This window comes from Acidobacteriota bacterium, assembly GCA_016208495.1.
In the GTDB taxonomy this organism is placed as follows: domain Bacteria; phylum Acidobacteriota; class Blastocatellia; order Chloracidobacteriales; family Chloracidobacteriaceae; genus JACQXX01.
On the sequence record JACQXX010000044.1, the window covers coordinates 1 to 20,152 of the forward strand.

The window sequence follows — 20,152 nt, forward strand, 5'->3', positions numbered from 1 at the left end:
CGTCTCAAAGGATTGCCACCTGAGGAGCGTCTCAAAGGATTGCCACCGGAAGAACGCCTCAAAGACTTGTCATCAGATGAGGTTTTAAAACACTTCAAGATTGAAGAAATCGAGGCATACCTGGACAAGCTCCGGCGGCAAGCCGAGGCTGAATCATCTGACCAAGCCTGAACGCTATCGTTTTCAAGAAAAAGAATTTGGAGTGCTATGTGGGTGGACGGCATGTAGCCTCTCACGTGTAGGTTTTTTGATTTCATTCCCGTTGGGATGGAGCAAGGTGAGCCGGTTGGTTGCGAGGTTTTGGGAGTTACCACCGGAACCAGGTTGGTTTTTTCCTCCTCCCCGCACGGCCCGCGCCCCCGTGGGGGCACGGGCCGTGCGGGGAAATATTGAGGGTGACCAAGGTCCGGTGGTGGCGCGTCCAAAGCGACGCTGACCACCGGCTAAATTTGCTCCATCCCTTTGGGATAAAATCCAACTCAGGCAAATATTTCATGGGAGCGCCGGCGAGAAGTCGGGTTCGTCGTAGTGAGCGGGAGGTTTCGGGTTGTGAGCCACACCCTGATTTTGTTGGCGCTGTTCTTTTGGCGGGATCATTCTCAATTCTTCATTCTCAATTCTTCATTCTTTCATTCAAGAAACTGCTTTGGTTGGCTTCTGCGTAGCCCCCTCTTCGTCCTATAATCACGCGCTTCAAATCTCTCTCCCCTGAAAGACCTTTCACTCATGCAGATGTCACTCAAAGCGGCAGCCTGTTTCGCCGGCTTGTGGTTCTTCCTTGTCTTCACCAGTGTCGTGGTGTGTGGGCAAACCTATCGGTTCCGGGTCTACACGACCAATACCGGTCTCCCAAATAACGCGGTGTATTCGATTTACCAGGATAGCCACGGTTATATGTGGTTTGGTACGGATCAGGGAGTGTCGCGCTACGACGGGCAAAACTACGTCAATTTGAGTGTGCCGCAGGGAATGGCAGATGCCCCGGTCCGGGCACTGGCCGAAGATCAATCGGGAAATCTGTGGGTGGGGACACGGGGTGGGGTCAGCCGCTTTGATGGAATGACCTTCACCAATTTCACGCCCAAAGATGGTCTTTCGAATGCTGAAATTCGATCCTTGCTTTGTACCCGCGATGGGGCCATGTGGATTGGTACGGCGAGTGGTTTAAATCGCTATGAGGGCGGACAGTTTATCCAATATGGGGTCAAACAGGGGCTGCCGGATAAGCCAGTTTGGGCCATGCTCGAAGACCACAATGGTATGTTGTGGCTTGGGTTACGCGGTGGGGGACTGGTTCGGTTTGACGGGGAAACGTTTGTTACCTACGGCTTGAAAGACGGGTTGCCGAATGAAAATGTCTTTGATCTGGCCGAAGATTCATTCGGAAGTTTATGGCTCGCGACTGGTGCCGGGGTGGTGCAGTTTCAGGCGTCGCGGTTTCGTCTCTATGGTGCTGCCGAGGCATTACCCAGCACCGATGTCAGTAATGTGCTGGTTGATCGTGGGAATCAGGTCTGGTGTGGGACCTTCGGCGGTGGCGTTGCCCGGCTTGAAAATGGTCGTTTTGTAACCCTGAACCGCTCAAATGGTCTTCCGGATGACTACATTACCTCAATGATCGAAGATTATGAGGGGAACCTCTGGTGCGGGACGCGCTGGAGCGGGGCGTGCCACCTCGGCAGCGAAATGTTTGCCAATTATACCGCCGCTTCATCCGGGATCGGTGGGGGCGTCATCACGGGCATGGCCCAAACGCCGGATGGCGCCTTATGGTTTGCTTCAATCAATAGCGGACTGTCACGACTGGATAAAACCGGTCAGTTCCAACGCTTTGGCGTCAAAGATGGACTGCTCGAAGAATCAATCTGGGCCATTTTTGTTGATCATCTGGGACGACTCTGGATCGGGTCATCCCAGGGATTGACCTGTTATGCCGATGGGCGATTCCAAACCTATCGGTTTGAACAGTTTATTCCAGCGGGAACGCGGATTTCCTGCATTGTTGAAGATACACAGGGGTGGATCTGGCTCGGCAGTGATTCAGCTTCAAGTCCAGGATTGCTGGCGTTTGATGGCCAGCAGTTTCAGCAGTATGGGACAGCTCAGGGCTTGCCTCATGCTCAAATCAACGCCCTGGTCCGAGATCGAGAGGGTGGAATCTGGGTGTGCAGCGACAACGGATTGAGCCGATTCGATGGGAAATCATTTCAGGAAATCAAAGGGCTGCCGAATAAGTATGTTCAATGTTTTCATGAAGATACCCAGGGGCAACTGTGGGCTGGAACTTCAAACGGGCTGTGTTTGATTGATCGCACCCAGGTGTTGCGGGTCTACCGCCTGGAGGATGGGTTGGTCTCCAATAGCCTGTATTGTTTAACCAGTGTGAAGCAAACCCTGTGGATTGGGACCCGCCAGGGGATTTCTGCCTTTGATGGCCAGCAGTTTCGCAGCTTCACCGTCAAAGATGGTTTGGTGAGCAATGATATTTCTCGCACCGGGTGCCTGGCTGCCGAGGATGGCAGTATCTGGTTTGGGACCAACGAGGGAGTGGTCCATTGCCGGCCTGACCGTGGACAGCGTATGCCGGTGCCGCCACGACTGCACATCAATTCAATTCATATTCAAGGCCAGATGGTGGGCAATTCCATTAGCGTGACGTTTTACCGGGAGCAAGTACCACCGCCACTACGCTATGATCAAAATAGTATCACCTTTGAATATGTCGGACTGTCGTTCACCAATGAAGCCGCCGTGCGGTATGTCGTAAAACTGGAAGGGTTTGACCCGGAATGGCAGCCAGCCACAACCCAGCGGTTTGCCCGCTATACCAATTTGCCTCCGCGCCGGTATCGCTTCCTGGTCAAAGCCCAATCCTCCACTGGCATCTGGAGCGACCAGCAGGTGGTTGAGATCGTGATTGAGCCGCCGTTCTGGCAAACCTGGTGGTTTCGACTTTTGGTTGTGGTTGGAGTTGTTGGAATTGGCTCGAGCGTATATGCTTGGCGGATTCAAACCCTGGAACATCGTCACCAGCAAAAACTTGCCTCGCTCCGTCGGCTCCTGGAAAGTATTCGGATCATCAATTCGCAACTCGCACTCTCAACTGTGCTGCAAAATATTGCTGAAGAAAGTGCCCGCCTGGTTGGCGGTCAACCTGGAGGCATTGGCCTGGTTGAACACCAACGGGTGGTCTTTAAGCAATTATGGAGCGATCACGGTTGGCAGGACACCGCGCTCGTCTTTCAATTTGGTCAAGGGGTGGCCGGTCGGGTGGCTGAATCAGGAACGCCGCTGGTGGTGGCGCATCCTGAAGCTTCACCTGAAACGGCCTACCCAGAGAACGTGGCTGGTTTGTATAAAGCTGGGGTGCTCGGAGTGCCTATCCGAACACGAACCGGGTTGGTGGTTGGAGTTTTAGAGGTTCGCAATCGCCCTGGGCACAAGCTATTCTCTGAAACCGATTGTCAGTTGATCGAATCACTCGCCAATCAAGCCGCCGTGGCCATCGAAAACGCCGCTTTGTATGGCGAGGTCGCGGTCAAAAACACTGAACTCGAAGAGAAAAATCAGATGATCGGGCGGTCGCTGGCCGAACTTGAACGACTCTATCAACAAGAACAGGAAGTCACCCGCACGCTGCAGGAACTCAACCAGATGAAGACCAACTTCATTGTGGTCACCTCGCACGAGATGCGAACGCCGCTGACAGTGCTCAAAGGGTATAACGAAGCGTTGCTGGGTGAATTCTTTGGCGAATTGAGCCCGATGCAGCAAAAATCACTCAATGTCAGCCAGCGCATGATTGACCGCATGGTCAACAGTTTCAATGATATCCTGGAGATGCTCAAAATCAACGAGGGCGTGGCAACACTCCATCGCAAGCCCACGGATCTGAGCCGGCTGACACATAGTGTTTTGGAGGAACTGTCACCCTTTATCGAAAAACGGAAACAGCGAGTTGATCTTGAAACGTCTGGCTCATTGATGGTCGCGGTTGATCAGGAAAAACTGGCGTTGGTGTTGATGAATCTGGTTCAGAACGCCATCAAATTTACACCTGACGGCGGTGTGATTCGCATTGAAATTGCACGGCAGGAGAACCAGATTTGCCTTCAAGTTACCGATTCTGGAATTGGGATTGATGCTGGGGAACTTGAGCGAATTTTTGATAAGTTTTACACCACGCCGGACCCTTCGACCCACAGCTCAGGCCGGTTTGAATTTTCCGCGCGTGGCACCGGACTCGGGCTGGCGATTGCCAAAAGCTATGTCGAAGCCCACGGTGGCCGCATTTGGGCCGAATCTCCAGGAAAAGGGCAGGGCAGCACCTTCCGGGTTGAACTTCCGGTTCAGGTGACAGGGTGACAAGGTGACAGGGTGACAGGGTGACAGGGTGAGGGTGAGGTGACAGTAAGGGCGCTGTTGCTTCGAACCGCGCCCTCTTCGAAAACTCGGAACTCGGAACTCGGAACTCGGAACTCGGAACTCGGAACTCGGAACTCGGAACCCGGAACCCGGAACCCGGAACCCGGAACCCGGAACCCGGAACCCGGAACCCGGAACCCGGAACCCGAAATTTCTATTTACTCAAAAAGGAACTTACTTGCATGACCATTCTCATTATCGGCGCTGGATTTAGTGGAACGCTCACGGCTGTCCATTTGCTTCAGCGCGGATTCAGTCGCCCAACTCGCATCATACTGGTCAGTCGAGTCGAGCCGATGGCCCGTGGCGTGGCGTATGGAACCCGCAACGACCAGCATTTGCTGAATGTGGTGGCTGGCCGGATGAGCGCCCTGGCGGACGATGAAGACAATTTTCTGCATTTCGCCCAGGGCCGCAACCCATCCATTGACGGGGCCTCATTTGTATCACGGCGGCTCTATGGTGAATATCTGGGGTATTTACTTGATCAGGCTGAAGCCGAAGCCGCACCTGGAATGCGGCTGGAACGTGTTTTAAGTGAGGTTGAAGCAATCGAAGTATCTGAAAGCAATCAAATTGCAACAGTTCTTCTGTCAAATGGAGAACAGATCATCGCCGACCGGGTTGTGTTAGCCACCGGCAATTTCGCACCGTCAAATCCACCAGTTCAAAACCCAGAATTTTATGTCAGCCCACGCTATGTGCGGGATCCGTGGGCGCCGGGTGCCCTCGATACCGTTGACCCAGACCAGGGAGTGCTTTTGATTGGAACTGGGTTGACGATGCTGGATGTTGTTCTGGACCTGCATCGCCGTGCCAAACTGGGCCGTGCCAAACTGGTTGCGCTCTCACGGCGCGGGCTACTGCCTCAACCACACCGTTCGCCGGGTGTTCCTCCGTCGCACGATCATCTCCCTCCTGGGTTACTGATGGGACCCAATACCGTCCGCAATTATTTTCATGCGGTTCGATCTCATATCAAAGAACTGGCCGAACAGGGTGTTGACTGGCGTGAAGTCATCAATTCGATGCGCCCAATTACTCCGAAGCTCTGGCAAATGCTGCCCGTTGAAGAACGATCCCGCTTTTTGCGTCATGTGCGCCATTACTGGGATGTTTGCCGTCACCGGATGGCCACTGAGCCTGCCAATATCCTTTACCGACTGATGGAAGATGGTGAGCTTTCAATCGTCGCCGGGCGGTTGGTGTCGTTCACTGAGCAGGTTGATTCGGTCGAGGTAACGCTTCGGTTGCGTCAGCAGCGCGACCTCCAAAGCCTGAAGGTCAGTTCGGTAGTGAATTGCACGGGACCAGAAACGAATATCGCGCGACTGGCAGATCCGTTGATGCAGTCCCTTTGCGTGAAAGGATTGATCCAACCGGATGCCCTCGGTCTCGGACTTGAACTCTCCGACACGGGCGCTGTGGTCAATCGCGAAGGTCAGGCATCACAGGTGATGTACTACGTCGGGCCATTGCTCAAAGCCCGGTACTGGGAAAGCATCGCGGTTCCTGAGTTGCGAATTCACACCGCCAACCTGGCTGAGACCATTCGGAACTCTTTTGAAGAAGCGCCCGCCGGGGTTACCACTTTGAGCGAATAGCGGTCGGCGGCAAAAATCAATAGGACAGAAAGGACGCAGAAGACAAAAAAGACCCTGACTCAAAACCCTGAACCCTGAACCCTGAACCCCAATATGTGGTTACACAACAGTTCCTTCCTTCAATCTGGGAAACGGCAACCAGCCACACCTGGTGACTGGCAGCGAAGGTGTGGTGTGATTTGCCTGCATCTGGTCCTGAGCCTGGTTGTCCTGTGCGGGTTGGAGCTGTCTGTTTCTGCTCAGATTTACCGGTTTAAGTCCTACACCTCAGGGTCCGGCCTGCCCAGCAACGTCATCTACAGTATGTTTCAGGACAGCAAGGGCTTTCTCTGGATTGGAACGGATAGTGGGTTGTGTTGCTATGATGGCGTCGGGTTTCAAATTTACAGCAAGGACGAAGGGTTACCTGACACCAATGTCCGGGCGATGTGCGAAGACAAACAGGGACAGTTGTGGGTGACGACTGAAGGTGGGGTCAGCCGATTTACCGGCAGTGGGTTTGTAACCTTCACCACGGCGCAGGGCCTTTCCAACAATCGTACTTATTCGGCGACCGTCGGGCGGGATGGTACATTGTGGTTTGGAACAGCCAATGGCCTGAATCGCTTTGACGGAAAGCGGTTTACCGCTTACGGCACTGAACAGGGATTACCAGCGGAACGAATCTGGGCGCTCCTGGAAGATTCCAAGGGGACGCTCTGGATTGGTCAACGTGGCGGCGGGTTGATTCGGTTTCAGGATGGAAAGTTTACTATCTTTAATCAATCCAATGGCTTGCCAGATGATCGCGTATTCGGCCTGGCTGAAGATCCAGCCGGCGGATTATGGGTTACCACCAGCGGCGGCCTGTGTTTTTTCAATGGCAGCACGTTTCGAGTTTACACCCAGGCTGATGGGCTGGGGAGCAATTCCACGGATAAAGTGTTTATTGACCGGTATCATCGGGTGTGGTGCTCGACATTTGGCGGCGGGTTATGCCGCTTTGAAAACGGTCAGTTTGTGGTTTTTAATCGGGCGCATGGATTGCTTGATAACTATCTGACGGCTCTGATTCAGGATCGGGAAGGCAATATCTGGTGCGGTACCCGCTCAAGCGGTGTCTGCCGGTTTAGCAGTGAATTGTTTGCCTCCTACACCTCAGCCACCGGAATTACCAACGGCACCCTGACCGGCGTTGCTCAAACCCCGGATGGCACACTCTGGTTTTCGTCGCTTGGAGGTGGGCTTTCAAGCCTCAACAAAGCTGGAGACATCCGTCTCTATGGATTGAAGGAAGGATTGCCAGAGCTGGATTTGTGGACGGTGCTGGCCGATAGTCAGGGCCGAATCTGGATGGGCGGGGCGCGGGGGGTAGCCTGCCTTCAAAATGGACGGATTACCAGCTATCCACGTGAAGAAATTGGCGCTCGCGACCGAATCACGGCGATTATTGAAGATCGCCAGGGTCGGTTGTGGTTTGGCTCACACCCCAGCACGAGCAATGGGGTGGTGATGTTTGATGGAGCGAAATTTCAGCTTTTCACCACTGAGCAGGGATTGCCCCAGAACCCGGTTTCCAGTTTTACCCTTGATACTGATGGTACGCTTCTGGCCTGTTCCGAAGGAGGATTAAGCCAGTTTGACGGCACCCGATTTGTCCCGCACCCGGTTCAGGCACTGCTTGAAGACCGCCGGATTCGGTGTGTCTATGTGGACGAGCAAAAAGTCCTGTGGATTGGCTCGCTCAATGGATTGTTTCGATATGACGGAGTACGGGTTCAGCCGTTTACCCGTCAGGATGGGCTGGCCAGTGATACAGTGCGTGCCATCATCAGCCTGCGGGGGGAAATCTGGATTGGAACCTCACGTGGAATTTCAGTTTACGATGGTAAAACCTTCCGGAATTACACAACTCGGGAAGGACTGTTAAACGATGAGATCTTCACCAGTGCCTGTCTCCGTGAGCCGGATGGCACGCTCTGGTTTGGGACCAATGACGGAGCCCTCCGCTATCGGGCCATGCCTGAAATTGCAGTGCCGGCGGTGCCAAAGGTCATGATTCGACGGGTATTAGTGCGGGATGAAGCCCAGGCCGACCTGGCACAGTTGCAATTGCCCTATGACCAAAACACGGTCCAGTTTGATTTTGCCGGCGTCTCGCTGGTGGATGAAGAAGCAGTTGTCTATCGCCATCAGCTTGAAGGGTTTGAAAAAGGTGACTGGTCAGACGCCTCTCGCGAGCGATCAATCCGGTTTACCAATTTGCCGCCCGGTCAGTATGTGTTTCGCGTCCAGGCTGGCCTGCATGGAAAACAATGGGGCGACACTGTCGCACTCGAACTGACTGTTCAGCGTCCGTTTTGGCAGACGTGGTGGTTTGGGCTGGTGGTCCTGGCCAGTGGCTCTGGAATTGCTTTTTCCCTGTATCGGCGCCAGATTCGGCAGCTTGAGCGCCGCGAAACGCGCAAGGTGGCGTTGCTGCGCCATATTCAAGAACAACGGCTGGCCAGTTTACGGGAATTGCTCGAAAGCATCCGGACGATCAATTCACAACTTGACGTGGACATTGTGTTACAGCATCTGGCCGAAGAGGGCGCCCGTCTTGTGAACGGAGAGCCCGGCGGCATCGGGCTGGTTGAGAACGGCCAGGTGGTTTTTCGACGGTTGTGGCTCGGTGGTCGGTGGGAAGATTACCAGTTGCGATTCCAGCTTGGGGAAGCCGTGGCTGGAAAAGTCGCTGAAACCGGCAAGGCCGTGATTGTCAATGATCCGACGGCTTCGCCTGAAATTGTCTTTCCGGAACTGATCCAAATGTATTATGTCAACGGCTGGATTGACGTGCCGATTGTGTCACGAACCGGAAAAATTGTCGGTGTGCTGGATGTGCGTCGAGGAAAAGATCAGCCGCTGTTTGGCGACTCGGACCGGCAACTGATTGAATCACTTGCCAATCAGGCGGCGATTGCGATTGAAAATGCTGGACTCTATAGCGAACTTGAGGAAAAGAACCTCCAACTGGAAGAGAAAAACCTGACGATTGCTGAGTCTTTTGGCGAGTTGGAACGGTTGTATAAAAAGGAACAGGAAATCACCCAAACGCTGCACGAACTCAACCGCATGAAGACCAACTTCATGATCGTGACCTCGCACGAAATGCGGACGCCGTTGACCGTGCTCAAGGGGTATATCGAAGCCCTGGTCGAAGAGTATCTCGGTCCCCTGACCTTTACCCAGCGTCGGTCACTCGATACCTGCCGGCGCATGGTCGAACGCATGGTTGTGACCTTTGACGATATTCTGGAAATGCTCAAGATCAATGAAGGGCGGATTGCCCTCCGACCAAACCAGTTTGATCTGACTGAAATCGTCCAAAAAATTGTGAGTGATTTGCAGACCTTTGTGGAGCGACGAAAGCAGCAGGTTATTTTTGACGCTCCTGACTCAATCGTGCTTTCTGCCGATCAGGGAAAAATCCAGATGGTGCTCATCAACGTCATCCAGAATGCGATCAAATTTACCCACGACGGCGGAAAGATTCACATCACAATTACTCAGGAGCAGGATTGGGCAAAAGTATCAATTGCTGATTCCGGAATTGGCATCAGTGCTGAAGAAATCGAGCGCATTTTTGAGAAGTTCTACACCAGCCAGGACCCATCAACCCACACTTCTGGAAAGTTTGAATTTTCAGCCCGTGGCACCGGGCTCGGACTGGCAATTGCCAAAAGCTATGTTGACGCCCACGGTGGACGCATCTGGGCAGAATCTGAAGGCACAGGGAAAGGCACAACCGTGTTTATTCATCTACCGTTTGCCAGCAAGTCCTCCCACGTCGAATTACCCAAAACCGGTAAGCTCAATGTCATCCAGAAGAATGATTCATAGCAGTTTGTGGTCAGTAGTCAGTAGTCAGTAGTCAGTAGTCGAGTGTTGGGGTTTTGAATTGCCTGTCAAGTGTATTTAGTTCCATTTGGGTTATTTAGGAGCAATTCTTTTCAAGAATTCGACGGATTCAACGATCTGGGTTTTAGCTACTGACTTATTAACTACTGACGACTGACTCATCAACGACTGACGACTGACTACAAACTGCAATTACTTCAATTTTTCCCGTAGTTTGGTTGCATAGCGGCGGCTGACTTCGGCGGGTTCGGAAATGCCCTGCAAATAGACCCGAAATGAATAGTTGAACCACTCTTCAACACTGGTCACATATTCAAAATTGATAATACTTGAGCGGTGAATGCGCTGAAAATACTTCTCCGGCAGCCGGTTTTCCCACTCTTTCAACGACATATTGGTTTGAGCGTCAGCCTCCTGCGTCGTCCAGATTCGCGAATAATCCCGGTCGGCAAAAATACACTTAATGGTATCAATCCTGACAAATTTCGACTGGTTGTTGACCCTCAGTAACAATCGGTCATCATATTCGAGGGTGCGGTCTTTTTCCGGTTTCGGGGGCAGCGGTTGTGATAAGCGTTCGATGGCCTGCCGAAGTCGTTTCATATCTACAGGTTTGAGTACATAGTCAAGGGCGCTCACATCAAATGCCCGAGCGGCATACCGATCAAATGCCGTGACAAAAATGACCCGAAACGCGCCACTAGCTGCATCAAGGACCTCAAAGCCTGATTCATTGTGCAGTTCCACATCCAGAAACACGACATCAGGGCTTACTCGATCAATGAGTTCAACCGCTTCGGCGACTGTACCTGCCTCACCCACCACCTGGACTGATTCAATTCCCGAAAGCATCAGGCTCAGCAGGCGACGGGCGGGCAGTTCATCATCAACAACAACAACTCTTTGCACATTCATGAGTGTTTCATACCAGTTTGTCGTCAGTCGTCAGTCGTCAGTCGTTAGTAGTTAGTAGTTCACTAAGTTCCTTTGATTGAATTACTTGACTGTTTCCTGATCCGAGGTGTTTATTCCAAAATGATATAAATTCAGAAGAAATGGTTTTTCTGGTGATGATAGGGAACGGGCTGAAGACTCGCAAGCTCGGGGCTGAAGACAGCGGGCTGAAGAACTGGTTTTCTTTCATCCCTCATCTTTCATCCCTCATCCCTTCCAAAAACCCGGAACCCGATTTTTCTTCATTCTTCATTCTTCATTCTTCATTCCTCGCGGAAGTTCAAACCAGAAAACGCTTCCACCCTGAGGATGATTTTCCGCTCCGACGCGCCCGCCGTGCAATTCAACCAGATCCTTGACGATGGAAAGACCCAGCCCGGTTGATGATTCGCCGCCGGTTGGACGGGCGCTCAGTCGTTGAAAGCGGGTAAAAAGCCGCTTTTGATCGTCTTCCGTAAGTCCTGGTCCGGCATCCTTGATGGAAGTTCGAACCAGGTGGGCGCGACATTCAAGCGTGACATAAATTTCTTTGCCGGGTGCTGTGAATTTGATGGCGTTACTCAATAAATTTTCCAGAACCTGGCTCAATCGTTCTGCATCACCTTCAACCTGGCAGTGTCCATTTGCCGTTACATTCAGGGTTTGATATTTGGCGACGGCTTGTGGTTGAAATGTGGAAATAGCTGATTTGACAAGGGTTGATAGATCAACTTGGTTTTTCTCCAACCGAACTTTCCCACTTTCGAGTGCCGCCGTATCGAGGAGCGCATTGATCAGGTTGAGTAACCGCTGGGATTCAGAATCAATAAATGACAGGTATTCATCACATTGCCGGGCCTGGTCAACCTGCTGCAAGACGTCTTGTGTAATGGAGGCAAACCCTTTGATGGTGTAGAGCGGACTTTTCAGATCGTGGGCCGCAATGCTCAAGAGTTCAGTCTTGAGACGGTCGGCGGCCTCAGCCGCCCGGCGCTGAGTTTCGGCTTCGAGGCGGGCGGCTTCGGTTTTTTCTTTTTCCTGACGAAGCGTTTCAGTCCGTTGACGGACAATTCGTTCGAGGGTTTCAGCCCGCCGACGAATCTGACGTAACCGGAGCGCCTGGATGCCTAGCCCAAACCCAAACAACGCTAGCCCACACCCGGCATAAAACCAGGTGGTCTGGTAAAAGCGCGGTTTGATGGTAAAGGTCAAGGTCGTGCCGGTTTCATTCCAGATACTGTCGTTATTGCAGGCAATGACCCGAAAGCGGTACTCCCCAGGCGGCAGGCTGGTAAAATAGGCTGTTCGCCGGGTGCCGGCTTCAACCCAGGTTGGATCCCACCCTTCAAGCTGGTATCGAAATTTAACTTTGCTCGGGACGGCAAAACTCAGCCCGGTGTAATGAATTTCAACTGATTTGGTTTGACCGGGCTCAAAAGTCAGGTGGGCTTGAGGCAGCCGCGAAGCGCCATCAATGGTCAGTTGTTCGATTCGCACCGCTGGGGGCACCCGATTGAGTTTTCCTGGGTCAACCGAAACTACGCCGCGCAATGTCGGGAACCACAAGGTGCCATCCGCCGCCTTCCAGCCAGCCGGTTGAAACCCACCGTTGGTCTCGCTCACCGCCATGCCGTCGGCTTTGTCATAGCCGACACTTGAAATCGAGATTCTCTTCCTGTCGGCATAGTCATTTAACTCACGTTTGGAAACCCGGCAAATGCCTCGATTTCCACTCAGCCAGAATGACCCTTCTGAATCTTCAAAAATAGCCGAGACGACATTGTCAAAAAGGCCGGTTGAAATGGTGAACTGGGTGAACCGGCCATCTTTCAAGCGGTTCAGCCCGCCGCCATACGTGCCAACCCAGAGCGAACCGTCAGTATCCAGGTACAACGAGCGGGTCAGATTGTTAGATAATCCTTGCCGGGTGGTAAAAAAAGTGAATCTTCCCTGGTGAAACCTCGCCAGGCCATTGTCAGTTGCGACCCAGACCGTACCATCGGGCGACTCCAAAATGGACCTGATCCAGTTTCCTGAAATCGTGTCGGAGGGAAGAGACGCGACAAACCGCCCATTCTCCCAACGGTTGAGTCCGCGCCAGGTTCCAACCCAGAGTGTTCCGGTTGGGCCAAGCGAGATGGCATTCACATTGTTGTTTGACAGCCCATCGGCTTCGGTAAGGTGGGTAAATTGTCCGCCGTTACGCCGTAGAATCCCTTGAGCCGTTCCAATCCAGAGCGTACCTTCCAGGTCTTCACAAACCGCGAAAATGTCTGAGACCTTAATGTTGTTTGGCAACGAAATCAGTGAAACGCTTTTATCGGCGGCGATGCGTTTGAGTTGTGAACCAGTTCCGATCCAGATAGTACCCTGACGATCCCCACCGACGGTTTTGGTTTCTTGATCGGAAATGCCATCGGCTGCGGTGTAGGCTGCAATAACTCCCGTGCGAAAGCTAAAGAGTCCATTGCCGCTGGAGCCGGCCCATAACGTTCCTTCATGGTCTTCCATCAGCGACAGCAAAATGATTGGGGGTGTCCCCTGGGCTGGCACAAGGTGATGCTGCTTCAGATGCTGTTTCATCTGAAACAATCCCAAATCCGTCGCCGCCCAAATAATACCTGCCCGACTTTGGATCAAGTGACTGATCCATCGGAATGTGGGATGAGTTTCCCCCGGCGGGGTAAAATGTTGGATCTCTCCGAGCGGGGAACGGTGAATGAGTTCGTGAAGACCTCCAATCCACAGGTGACCTTCCCGGTCTGGCAACAGGGTCGTAACTTGAATGGATGGAATAGTTGATTCTAGCTCAAGCCGGTTGTTTTCAATTCGGTAAAGTCCTGCCACTGTTCCGGCCCACAGTATGTGCTTATCACGGACCAGGGCATTGACCTGTGGAATTCTGGTTCCATCTGCTTTGGTCACCGTTTGAAACCGGCTGTTTTCAAATTTTGTCAGCCCGCTTTCGGTTCCAACCCAAATAATCCCGGATTGGTCTTCCGCAATGGTATTAATTCCTCCCGCTGGCAGTCCATCGGTCGTGGTGTAAAACGTCCACATGTGGTCTTTCAACCGCATCAGTCCACCTACTTCAGTTGAAATCCACAAACTCCGATCCTGAGCTTCATACAGCGTAATCAACCGATTTGAGAGAAACTCAGGGATGTTTTCAGTGGTAAAAGTGGTAAAGGTGACTCCATCAAATCGAACCAACCCGCCAAACGTCACAAACCAAATATATCCATCCTGGGTTTGCAGGATCCGCATGACCGTGTTTTGCGGCAAGCCGTCTTCCACCTGCCAGTTGCGAATGAGCGAAAATTGACGGGTTCGAGCCACAGGGACTGACTCAGCCCAGAGTTGAGTTCCAGGACTGGCGGCAAAGCAGAGTATCCAAACAGAAACCCCAACTATTTGGAAAAAAACGCGACTCTGCCTGTCAGGAGAGAGTTGAGGGCTTTCCTGCAGGTTTTGAACCCACATTTGAAGTCGAAGTAACAATCGGGAAAACATCGGCAGTAGAGTTGAGAAATGAATAGTCGGATATTACACCGACTGACCCACATCCCTTTGAGGCTCCGGGGACTCTAGGCTCCCGAAAGTCGCCAAGGTGCGAACGAGAATGTTTTGTGCGCCGACGGTATCGGCATCGGCGGTGTGACCACAATGCCGACACAAAAACTTCTCTCCCTTGCGGTTGTCTTTATGCACCGTACCACACTGGGGACATGCGCGGGACGTGTTGGCCGGATCGACGCGGACAAGCTGAACACGGTTCACTTGCGCGAGTTCGGAGATCCGGGTGAGTACGTGCCGGTACGTCCACGGTGCCATTGCCTTGCGAAACTTCTTCCCACGTTTTTTCGATTTCCCGCGCTTGAGGTTTTTCAGGGATTCAACCCCAATCACGGCCAGCGTCGGCCAGGGAAGTGATTTGACCACGCGGTTGATGAACACTTTGCGTTCGGTATGCGCCCTCCCCCGGCCACGACTGCCCGGCTTCCGGCGGTTGATTTTATTGCGGATGGCTTTGAACTCCGTGCCGTAGTGACGGCCCTCGGAATCGGACAGCAGTTTGTTGACCCCGATGTCAACGCCCAGCCGCACGCCTTCCGTTTTGGGCTCCAGATCCGGGAGTTCAATCCACACTACGATTCCAGTCTCCGACAGCGCGCACCCTTGAATCAGTCGAGCCCCCTCCATCCCTTGCCAGTGATTCAAAACAGCCGTTCGTTTGGTCGGAATCGAAATCCGCTCGCCTTTCTTGAGGCACGACACCCGGATCACCAGATCGAAACTGCCCCGTCCCACTTCCACCGACACAATCTTGGCATCGAGCACCGCGCTTCCCGTAAACACCGGACACCTGGCCTTCGTCCCCAGCGCTTTCGCCGACTTCCTGGTCGCCACCACGATTTCAAGCGCTTGCTTCAGGGCCTGACTTTTCAACCGTTCCGTCAGCCGGGTATCAGTCAATCTGGCCAGCGTCGCTTTATCCAGCTTGCCGGGTGTCTCCCACAGCGACCGAATATAGAAGTTAACCGCCGCCCGGTACGCCTCCAGCAGTGCCGCGATCTTGCGTCGTTTGGTTTCGGTCGCAAATTTCAGCGTCACTTTGCAGGCTCGTCGCATCTCGCTTCTCTCGCAAGAGGTGATTTTCACCTCTTCATCACTCCGTTCCGTTGCCCAGTCCAAAATTGTTTTATATTTGACTATATTACAATGTACTTGCCTATAAGTCAACCAATCAGTTGCAAGACCATTTTGCAATGCTCGTCTTGAAGTCAGTCAAGTAATTCAATCAAATAAACTTAGTGAACGACTGACTACTGACTACTGACTACTGACTACAAACTCGAATTATGATTGATTGGACCGCTGTTGCTACCGTTTTTTCAGTGTATTGTGTTGGAGTTGTCAGCCCTGGCCCCAACTTTGTCGCCGTTTCACATCGGGCCGCCGCAACCACACGCTCTCAGGCACTGGCGCTCGTGGCTGGAATTGTGCTGGTCAACCTGTTTTGGGCAGCGTCAGCCATTTTAGGGATTGGCATTGTGTTTACCGCTTTTCCCTGGGTGGCCCTGCTGGTCAAATTCACGGGTGCAGTCTACCTGATCTGGTTTGGCTGGAGGTTATTAACTTCAACTCACCCCATATCAACTTCAGAAACCGAGGAAGCTCAAAAAAATAACCTCACCCAGGCATTTGTTCACGGAATTGCCACCAACATCGCCAATCCCAAATCCGTGGCTTTTTATGCGGCGGTGTTTTCATCGGCAGCCCCAGCTCAGGTCAATTTTGGCACCTTGCTGGCCATGCTTTCTGTCGTTGGCGTGATTGCCTCAATCTGGTACGGATCAGTCGCCGTTGTGCTCTCGCACGCTCCCTTTGCGGCTGCCTACCGGGCAAAAAAACGATGGATTGACCGCACGTGTGGCGTCCTGATTATGGCGCTTGGTATTCGGCAAGGATTGAGTAAATAATCCTTGAAACCCCTGAAATGCAGTTCAACCAAGGTAGCGAACGTGGAATCCAGACAACTTCAATTCGATTTTCAAAGCACGATCAGGAGTGATTCTTCGCCAGAAATGATGGCGGTCATGACAAGTGCTGGTGTTGAATCTGAACCCTCGCAGGGGGCAATTTTTACCCGACCTGAAGTTGTTGAGTTTATCCTCGATCTGGTTGGATACACCCAGGATAAACCGCTCTATCAGAAGCGAATCTTAGAACCTTCATTTGGAAAAGGTGATTTTTTGATTCCAGTGCTCAGCCGCTTGCTGGCAGCCTGGAACGTATCAAAAAGTTCAATTCCAGTGGTTGAGGCACTTGGGAACTCAATTCGTGCCGTTGAACTCCACACCACGACTTTTCAAGAAACCAAAACAGTTGTGTTGAACCTCCTTGTACACGCAGGCATTGACCAACAATCAGCCAGTACCCTGATGAATCGGTGGCTGATTCAAGGTGACTTTCTGCTTGAACAACTCGGTCAAACTTTTGATTTTGTCGTTGGCAACCCCCCATATGTTCGGCAGGAGTTGATTCCAGCACCTTTGCTTTCCAAATATCGGAAGCGCTACAAAACACTGTATGACCGGGCAGACCTCTATATTCCATTTATTGAAGGCTCACTGCTTGCGCTTTCAAAAGGCGGAATTTTGGGGTTTATTTGCCCGGATCGGTGGATGAAGAACCGCTACGGCGGCCCCTTGCGCAGACTGATTGCTGACCAGTTTCATTTAAAATTTTATGTTGACATGGTTGATACCACAGCATTTCAGAGTGATGTTACGGCCTACCCGGCAATCACGGTCATCAGCCGGGAAAAGCCTGGAGTCACTCGCCTCGCACATCGTCCATTGATTGAACGGACAGTCCTCCACCATCTCGCCAGCGAACTCCAGACCAATCATCTTTCAGCAACAAGTTGCCAGGTACGTGAACTTGCGGGTATTGCTCATCAGGCTGAACCCTGGTTACTCGAATCATCTGATCAACTGGCGCTGATTCGTCGAATTGAAAATCAGTTTCCACTTCTGGAAGCAACTGGTTGCAAGGTTGGTATTGGCGTTGCAACCGGCGCCGACCAGGCGTTCATTGGGAATTTTGATCAGCTTGAGGTTGAAGAAGATCGAAAATTGCCGCTGGTGACGACCCGTGACATTCAATCAGGTGAAGTAAAATGGCAAGGTCAAGGGATAGTGAATCCATTTACTGAAACCGGGAGGCTGGTCAATCTTTGTGAATATCCAAAACTCAACCAGTATCTTGAGGATCGGAAGGAAATCATTGCCGCTCGCCACTGTGCCCGGAAGAACCCGACCAACTGGTACCGCACAATTGACCGCATTACCCCAGAACTTGCCAGACAACCAAAGCTTTTGATTCCTGATATTAAAGGGAACGCCCATATTGTTTTTGAGCGCGGCGAGCTTTATCCACACCATAATCTATATTTTGTTATCTCCAATGCCTGGGATTTGCGGGCACTGCAAGCAGTTTTGCTTTCGTCGGTAACCAGATTGTTTATTGCCACTTACACAACAAAAATGCGCGGTGGATATTTACGATTTCAAGCCCAATATCTTCGGCGACTTCGAATTCCACACTGGAATGATGTACCCGATGAGCTTCAGCAAGAACTGATTGGAGCGGCTGAAAATTTGGATCTTCAAGCCTGTAACCGCGCTGTGTGTACGTTGTACAGTCTCACAATTGAAGAACAATCAATCCTTGGATGCGATGGTGAATAATGCCTCTTGAACTTGTTGATTTTGAGAGAAAAACCCGAAATGCCGTACAGGCATTTTGGCAGACTCGTACGGATGCCCGTACCAAACAGCGTGTGTCAGGAAAAACTGATCAGGGTGAACGCTCTGGCGTGACCAGCGGTAAAAATATGGATGAGTTTATCAGTCTGTTGATTGATCTGGTACGAGCCAATGGACTTTCTCAAGCTCAAATCCACCAAAAAAGAGCCCTCCTCACATTGCCTGGATATTTTAGACCGACAAAGCTGTGGGATTTCCTTGTGATTCATCAAGGGGAATTAGTCGCCGCCGTTGAGTTCAAGAGCCAGGTGGGCCCATCATTTGGAAACAACTTCAATAATCGAGCCGAAGAGGCAATTGGTACTGCTCACGATTTTTGGACCGCGTATCGAAAAGGCGCTTTAGGGAATCAACCCCATCCATTTGCAGGCTGGTTGATGCTGGTGGAAGACGCTCCAGAATCCAGATCCCCGGTGAAAGATTCATCACCTCATTTTCAGGTTTTTGACGAATTTAGGGGCGCCTCATATTTGAAACGATATGACCTGCTGTGCCAGAAACTCGTGCATGAGCAACTTTACACAGCCGCAACCGTCATCGCGACACCTCGCACAGCCATTGAGACAGGTGAATTTTCACACATCTCACCGATGACTGACCTCAAAACCTTTGTTACAACTTTCGCTGGACATATGGCTGCCACGGCGGCTCGAATGGAGTAGAAAGACTTTTCGTTTCGACTGCCAATCAAATTTGATTATGTCAGAACAATCTGAAATAACTGAATCACCAAAGTTTAGAGATTTTTACCTGGTCGTTTTGTTTCACCCGACACTGGTCCTGGCCATCATTGAAGAATGGCCAGGTCCAAAAATCTGGGTCGGTTCACAGTGCTTTCAAATCATGCCGTTTGAGGAAAAATACAATTTCTGGTCTGCCCATTATGACTGGCTTCGAACCCAAACCGGTGAGTTGTTGGGTGTTCGATATATACCCGTTTACCATGAAGCCCGTTTTTTAGAAGACGTTATAAAAGATTTGCCCTACATCAGCCCGCTGGGTTATGGAGTATTCGAAATCTTTTTCGGAGATCGGCGAGACTTTGACGAAGAACTATCAACTTGCCAGGCATTTGGCGGCAATCACATTTACCAGTCGGATGATCAAACCTACTTGATGACCTTTGGATTGCACTGGTCAGGGTTTGATGAATATCTCATGCTGAAAAGCCTTGAGTCTGACTGGATAAACCTCAGAATGGATTACACTTAGCGGCAGATTACTTTTTTCGCAACAAGCATTTCTCAGCCTGTTTCCTTCACACTGTGATTGAAATATGAACACTCCAGCTCACTCAGAACCGGACACTCACATCGTCAAAGAAATTGAACGACTGGTCAGCCAGTATGGCCAGGTGCCTCCGCCGTGGGTTGTGTTGCCTGACACTCACCCGTATGACATTTGCTGGCGAGTGGGCGGCGGAGAATTTCATACCGAAGTCTTTCATTCCTGGTGGAAGAATCTGAATTTTGAAGAGTCTCAACGCATTGAGTACTTCCGGAACTGGCCGCCTCCACCTCGCTGGCTGGCCTGGATGATTGACGTCATTTGGGATCTATCCCGTGACGAATGCCCCGAGGAGTTTGATTATTCGGTCTACTTCGAACAGATTGAAAGCCTTGGGTTTGGCACTCAGTCGCAATATCAGGCTGACCTTGAAGACCCACACTGGTGTGAACGATTCTGAGAAGTAGCTACCAGTACCACCTAATTTTTCCCCAACAATTCCCATTCCTCAAAATGAAAAAGCTGACTTGTCTCCTCAAATGTGGTACAACCTGCCTATCAAATTTAAACTGAATTATGTTCGTTGATTTTCGCGTTGCGCGATGCGTTAAAGGGCTCCCCATTGTCTAGACAAAAAAACCAGGTTTTGAAGTTAATCCCTGAGGACGCGATGTGAAAGTGAATCGGTCAACTCGCCTGAGTTGAATTTCTCTTTAGAAGACAAAAAAAGCGCTGCCGGTGGCTGAT

General features: G+C 51.6%; 12 protein-coding genes. 9 read left to right on the top strand and 3 right to left on the bottom strand.

The window, feature by feature from the left end; translation table 11 throughout:
- From HY774_07500 to HY774_07515, 4 genes are all read left to right on the top strand, one after another.
- Positions 1–171: hypothetical protein (locus tag HY774_07500; protein ID MBI4748319.1), on the top strand; the 171-nt coding region annotated here is incomplete at its 5' end.
- Positions 172–726: 555 nt separating this feature from the next.
- Positions 727–4,365 (top strand): GAF domain-containing protein, encoded by a 3,639-nt coding sequence (locus tag HY774_07505; GenBank protein ID MBI4748320.1) that lies wholly within the window; start codon positions 727–729, stop codon positions 4,363–4,365.
- Between the two features lie 242 nt (positions 4,366–4,607).
- On the top strand, positions 4,608–6,029 hold the full coding sequence (locus tag HY774_07510; GenBank protein ID MBI4748321.1) for an FAD/NAD(P)-binding protein: 1,422 nt from the start codon (positions 4,608–4,610) through the stop codon (positions 6,027–6,029).
- 93 nt (positions 6,030–6,122) lie between these two features.
- On the top strand, positions 6,123–9,893 hold the full coding sequence (locus HY774_07515) for a GAF domain-containing protein (protein MBI4748322.1): 3,771 nt from the start codon (positions 6,123–6,125) through the stop codon (positions 9,891–9,893).
- 210 nt (positions 9,894–10,103) lie between these two features.
- Here the strand turns inward: HY774_07515 and HY774_07520 are convergent, their stop codons facing one another.
- From HY774_07520 to HY774_07530, 3 genes are all read right to left on the bottom strand, one after another.
- Positions 10,104–10,826, bottom strand: coding sequence for a response regulator transcription factor (locus HY774_07520; protein MBI4748323.1), 723 nt, complete (start codon positions 10,824–10,826; stop codon positions 10,104–10,106).
- 288 nt (positions 10,827–11,114) lie between these two features.
- Positions 11,115–14,183, bottom strand: coding sequence for a hypothetical protein (locus tag HY774_07525; GenBank protein MBI4748324.1), 3,069 nt, complete (start codon positions 14,181–14,183; stop codon positions 11,115–11,117).
- Between the two features lie 207 nt (positions 14,184–14,390).
- Positions 14,391–15,476: a transposase gene (locus HY774_07530; GenBank protein ID MBI4748325.1), complete on the bottom strand. Its 1,086-nt coding sequence runs from the start codon at positions 15,474–15,476 to the stop codon at positions 14,391–14,393.
- 230 nt (positions 15,477–15,706) lie between these two features.
- Between HY774_07530 and HY774_07535 the strand changes: the two genes are divergently transcribed.
- The 5 genes from HY774_07535 (at position 15,707) to HY774_07555 (ending at position 19,865) form a co-directional block, all read left to right on the top strand.
- Complete coding sequence (locus HY774_07535) at positions 15,707–16,327, top strand: LysE family translocator (GenBank protein ID MBI4748326.1); 621 nt, start codon at positions 15,707–15,709, stop codon at positions 16,325–16,327.
- A 105-nt stretch (positions 16,328–16,432) separates the two neighbouring features.
- Positions 16,433–18,100, top strand: coding sequence for an Eco57I restriction-modification methylase domain-containing protein (locus tag HY774_07540; protein MBI4748327.1), 1,668 nt, complete (start codon positions 16,433–16,435; stop codon positions 18,098–18,100).
- Positions 18,100–18,840: a PaeR7I family type II restriction endonuclease gene (locus HY774_07545; protein MBI4748328.1), complete on the top strand. Its 741-nt coding sequence runs from the start codon at positions 18,100–18,102 to the stop codon at positions 18,838–18,840. The genes HY774_07540 and HY774_07545 overlap by 1 nt, the downstream gene beginning before the upstream one ends.
- A 37-nt stretch (positions 18,841–18,877) precedes the next feature.
- Positions 18,878–19,390, top strand: coding sequence for a hypothetical protein (locus HY774_07550; protein ID MBI4748329.1), 513 nt, complete (start codon positions 18,878–18,880; stop codon positions 19,388–19,390).
- 64 nt (positions 19,391–19,454) lie between these two features.
- Complete coding sequence (locus HY774_07555) at positions 19,455–19,865, top strand: hypothetical protein (GenBank protein MBI4748330.1); 411 nt, start codon at positions 19,455–19,457, stop codon at positions 19,863–19,865.
- Positions 19,866–20,152 lie beyond the last annotated feature (287 nt).

What these genes read in the sequence shown, in the direction of transcription:
- HY774_07535 (MBI4748326.1), top strand. Translation starts at nt 15,707, where the DNA reads ATGATTGATTGGACCGCTGTTGCTACCGTTTTTTCAGTGTATTGTGTT.
- HY774_07530 (MBI4748325.1), bottom strand. Translation starts at nt 15,476, where the DNA reads ATGCGACGAGCCTGCAAAGTGACGCTGAAATTTGCGACCGAAACCAAA.
- HY774_07545 (MBI4748328.1), top strand. Translation starts at nt 18,100, where the DNA reads ATGCCTCTTGAACTTGTTGATTTTGAGAGAAAAACCCGAAATGCCGTA.
- HY774_07505 (MBI4748320.1), top strand. Translation starts at nt 727, where the DNA reads ATGCAGATGTCACTCAAAGCGGCAGCCTGTTTCGCCGGCTTGTGGTTC.
- HY774_07550 (MBI4748329.1), top strand. Translation starts at nt 18,878, where the DNA reads ATGTCAGAACAATCTGAAATAACTGAATCACCAAAGTTTAGAGATTTT.
- HY774_07555 (MBI4748330.1), top strand. Translation starts at nt 19,455, where the DNA reads ATGAACACTCCAGCTCACTCAGAACCGGACACTCACATCGTCAAAGAA.
- HY774_07540 (MBI4748327.1), top strand. Translation starts at nt 16,433, where the DNA reads ATGATGGCGGTCATGACAAGTGCTGGTGTTGAATCTGAACCCTCGCAG.
- HY774_07510 (MBI4748321.1), top strand. Translation starts at nt 4,608, where the DNA reads ATGACCATTCTCATTATCGGCGCTGGATTTAGTGGAACGCTCACGGCT.
- HY774_07515 (MBI4748322.1), top strand. Translation starts at nt 6,123, where the DNA reads ATGTGGTTACACAACAGTTCCTTCCTTCAATCTGGGAAACGGCAACCA.
- HY774_07520 (MBI4748323.1), bottom strand. Translation starts at nt 10,826, where the DNA reads ATGAATGTGCAAAGAGTTGTTGTTGTTGATGATGAACTGCCCGCCCGT.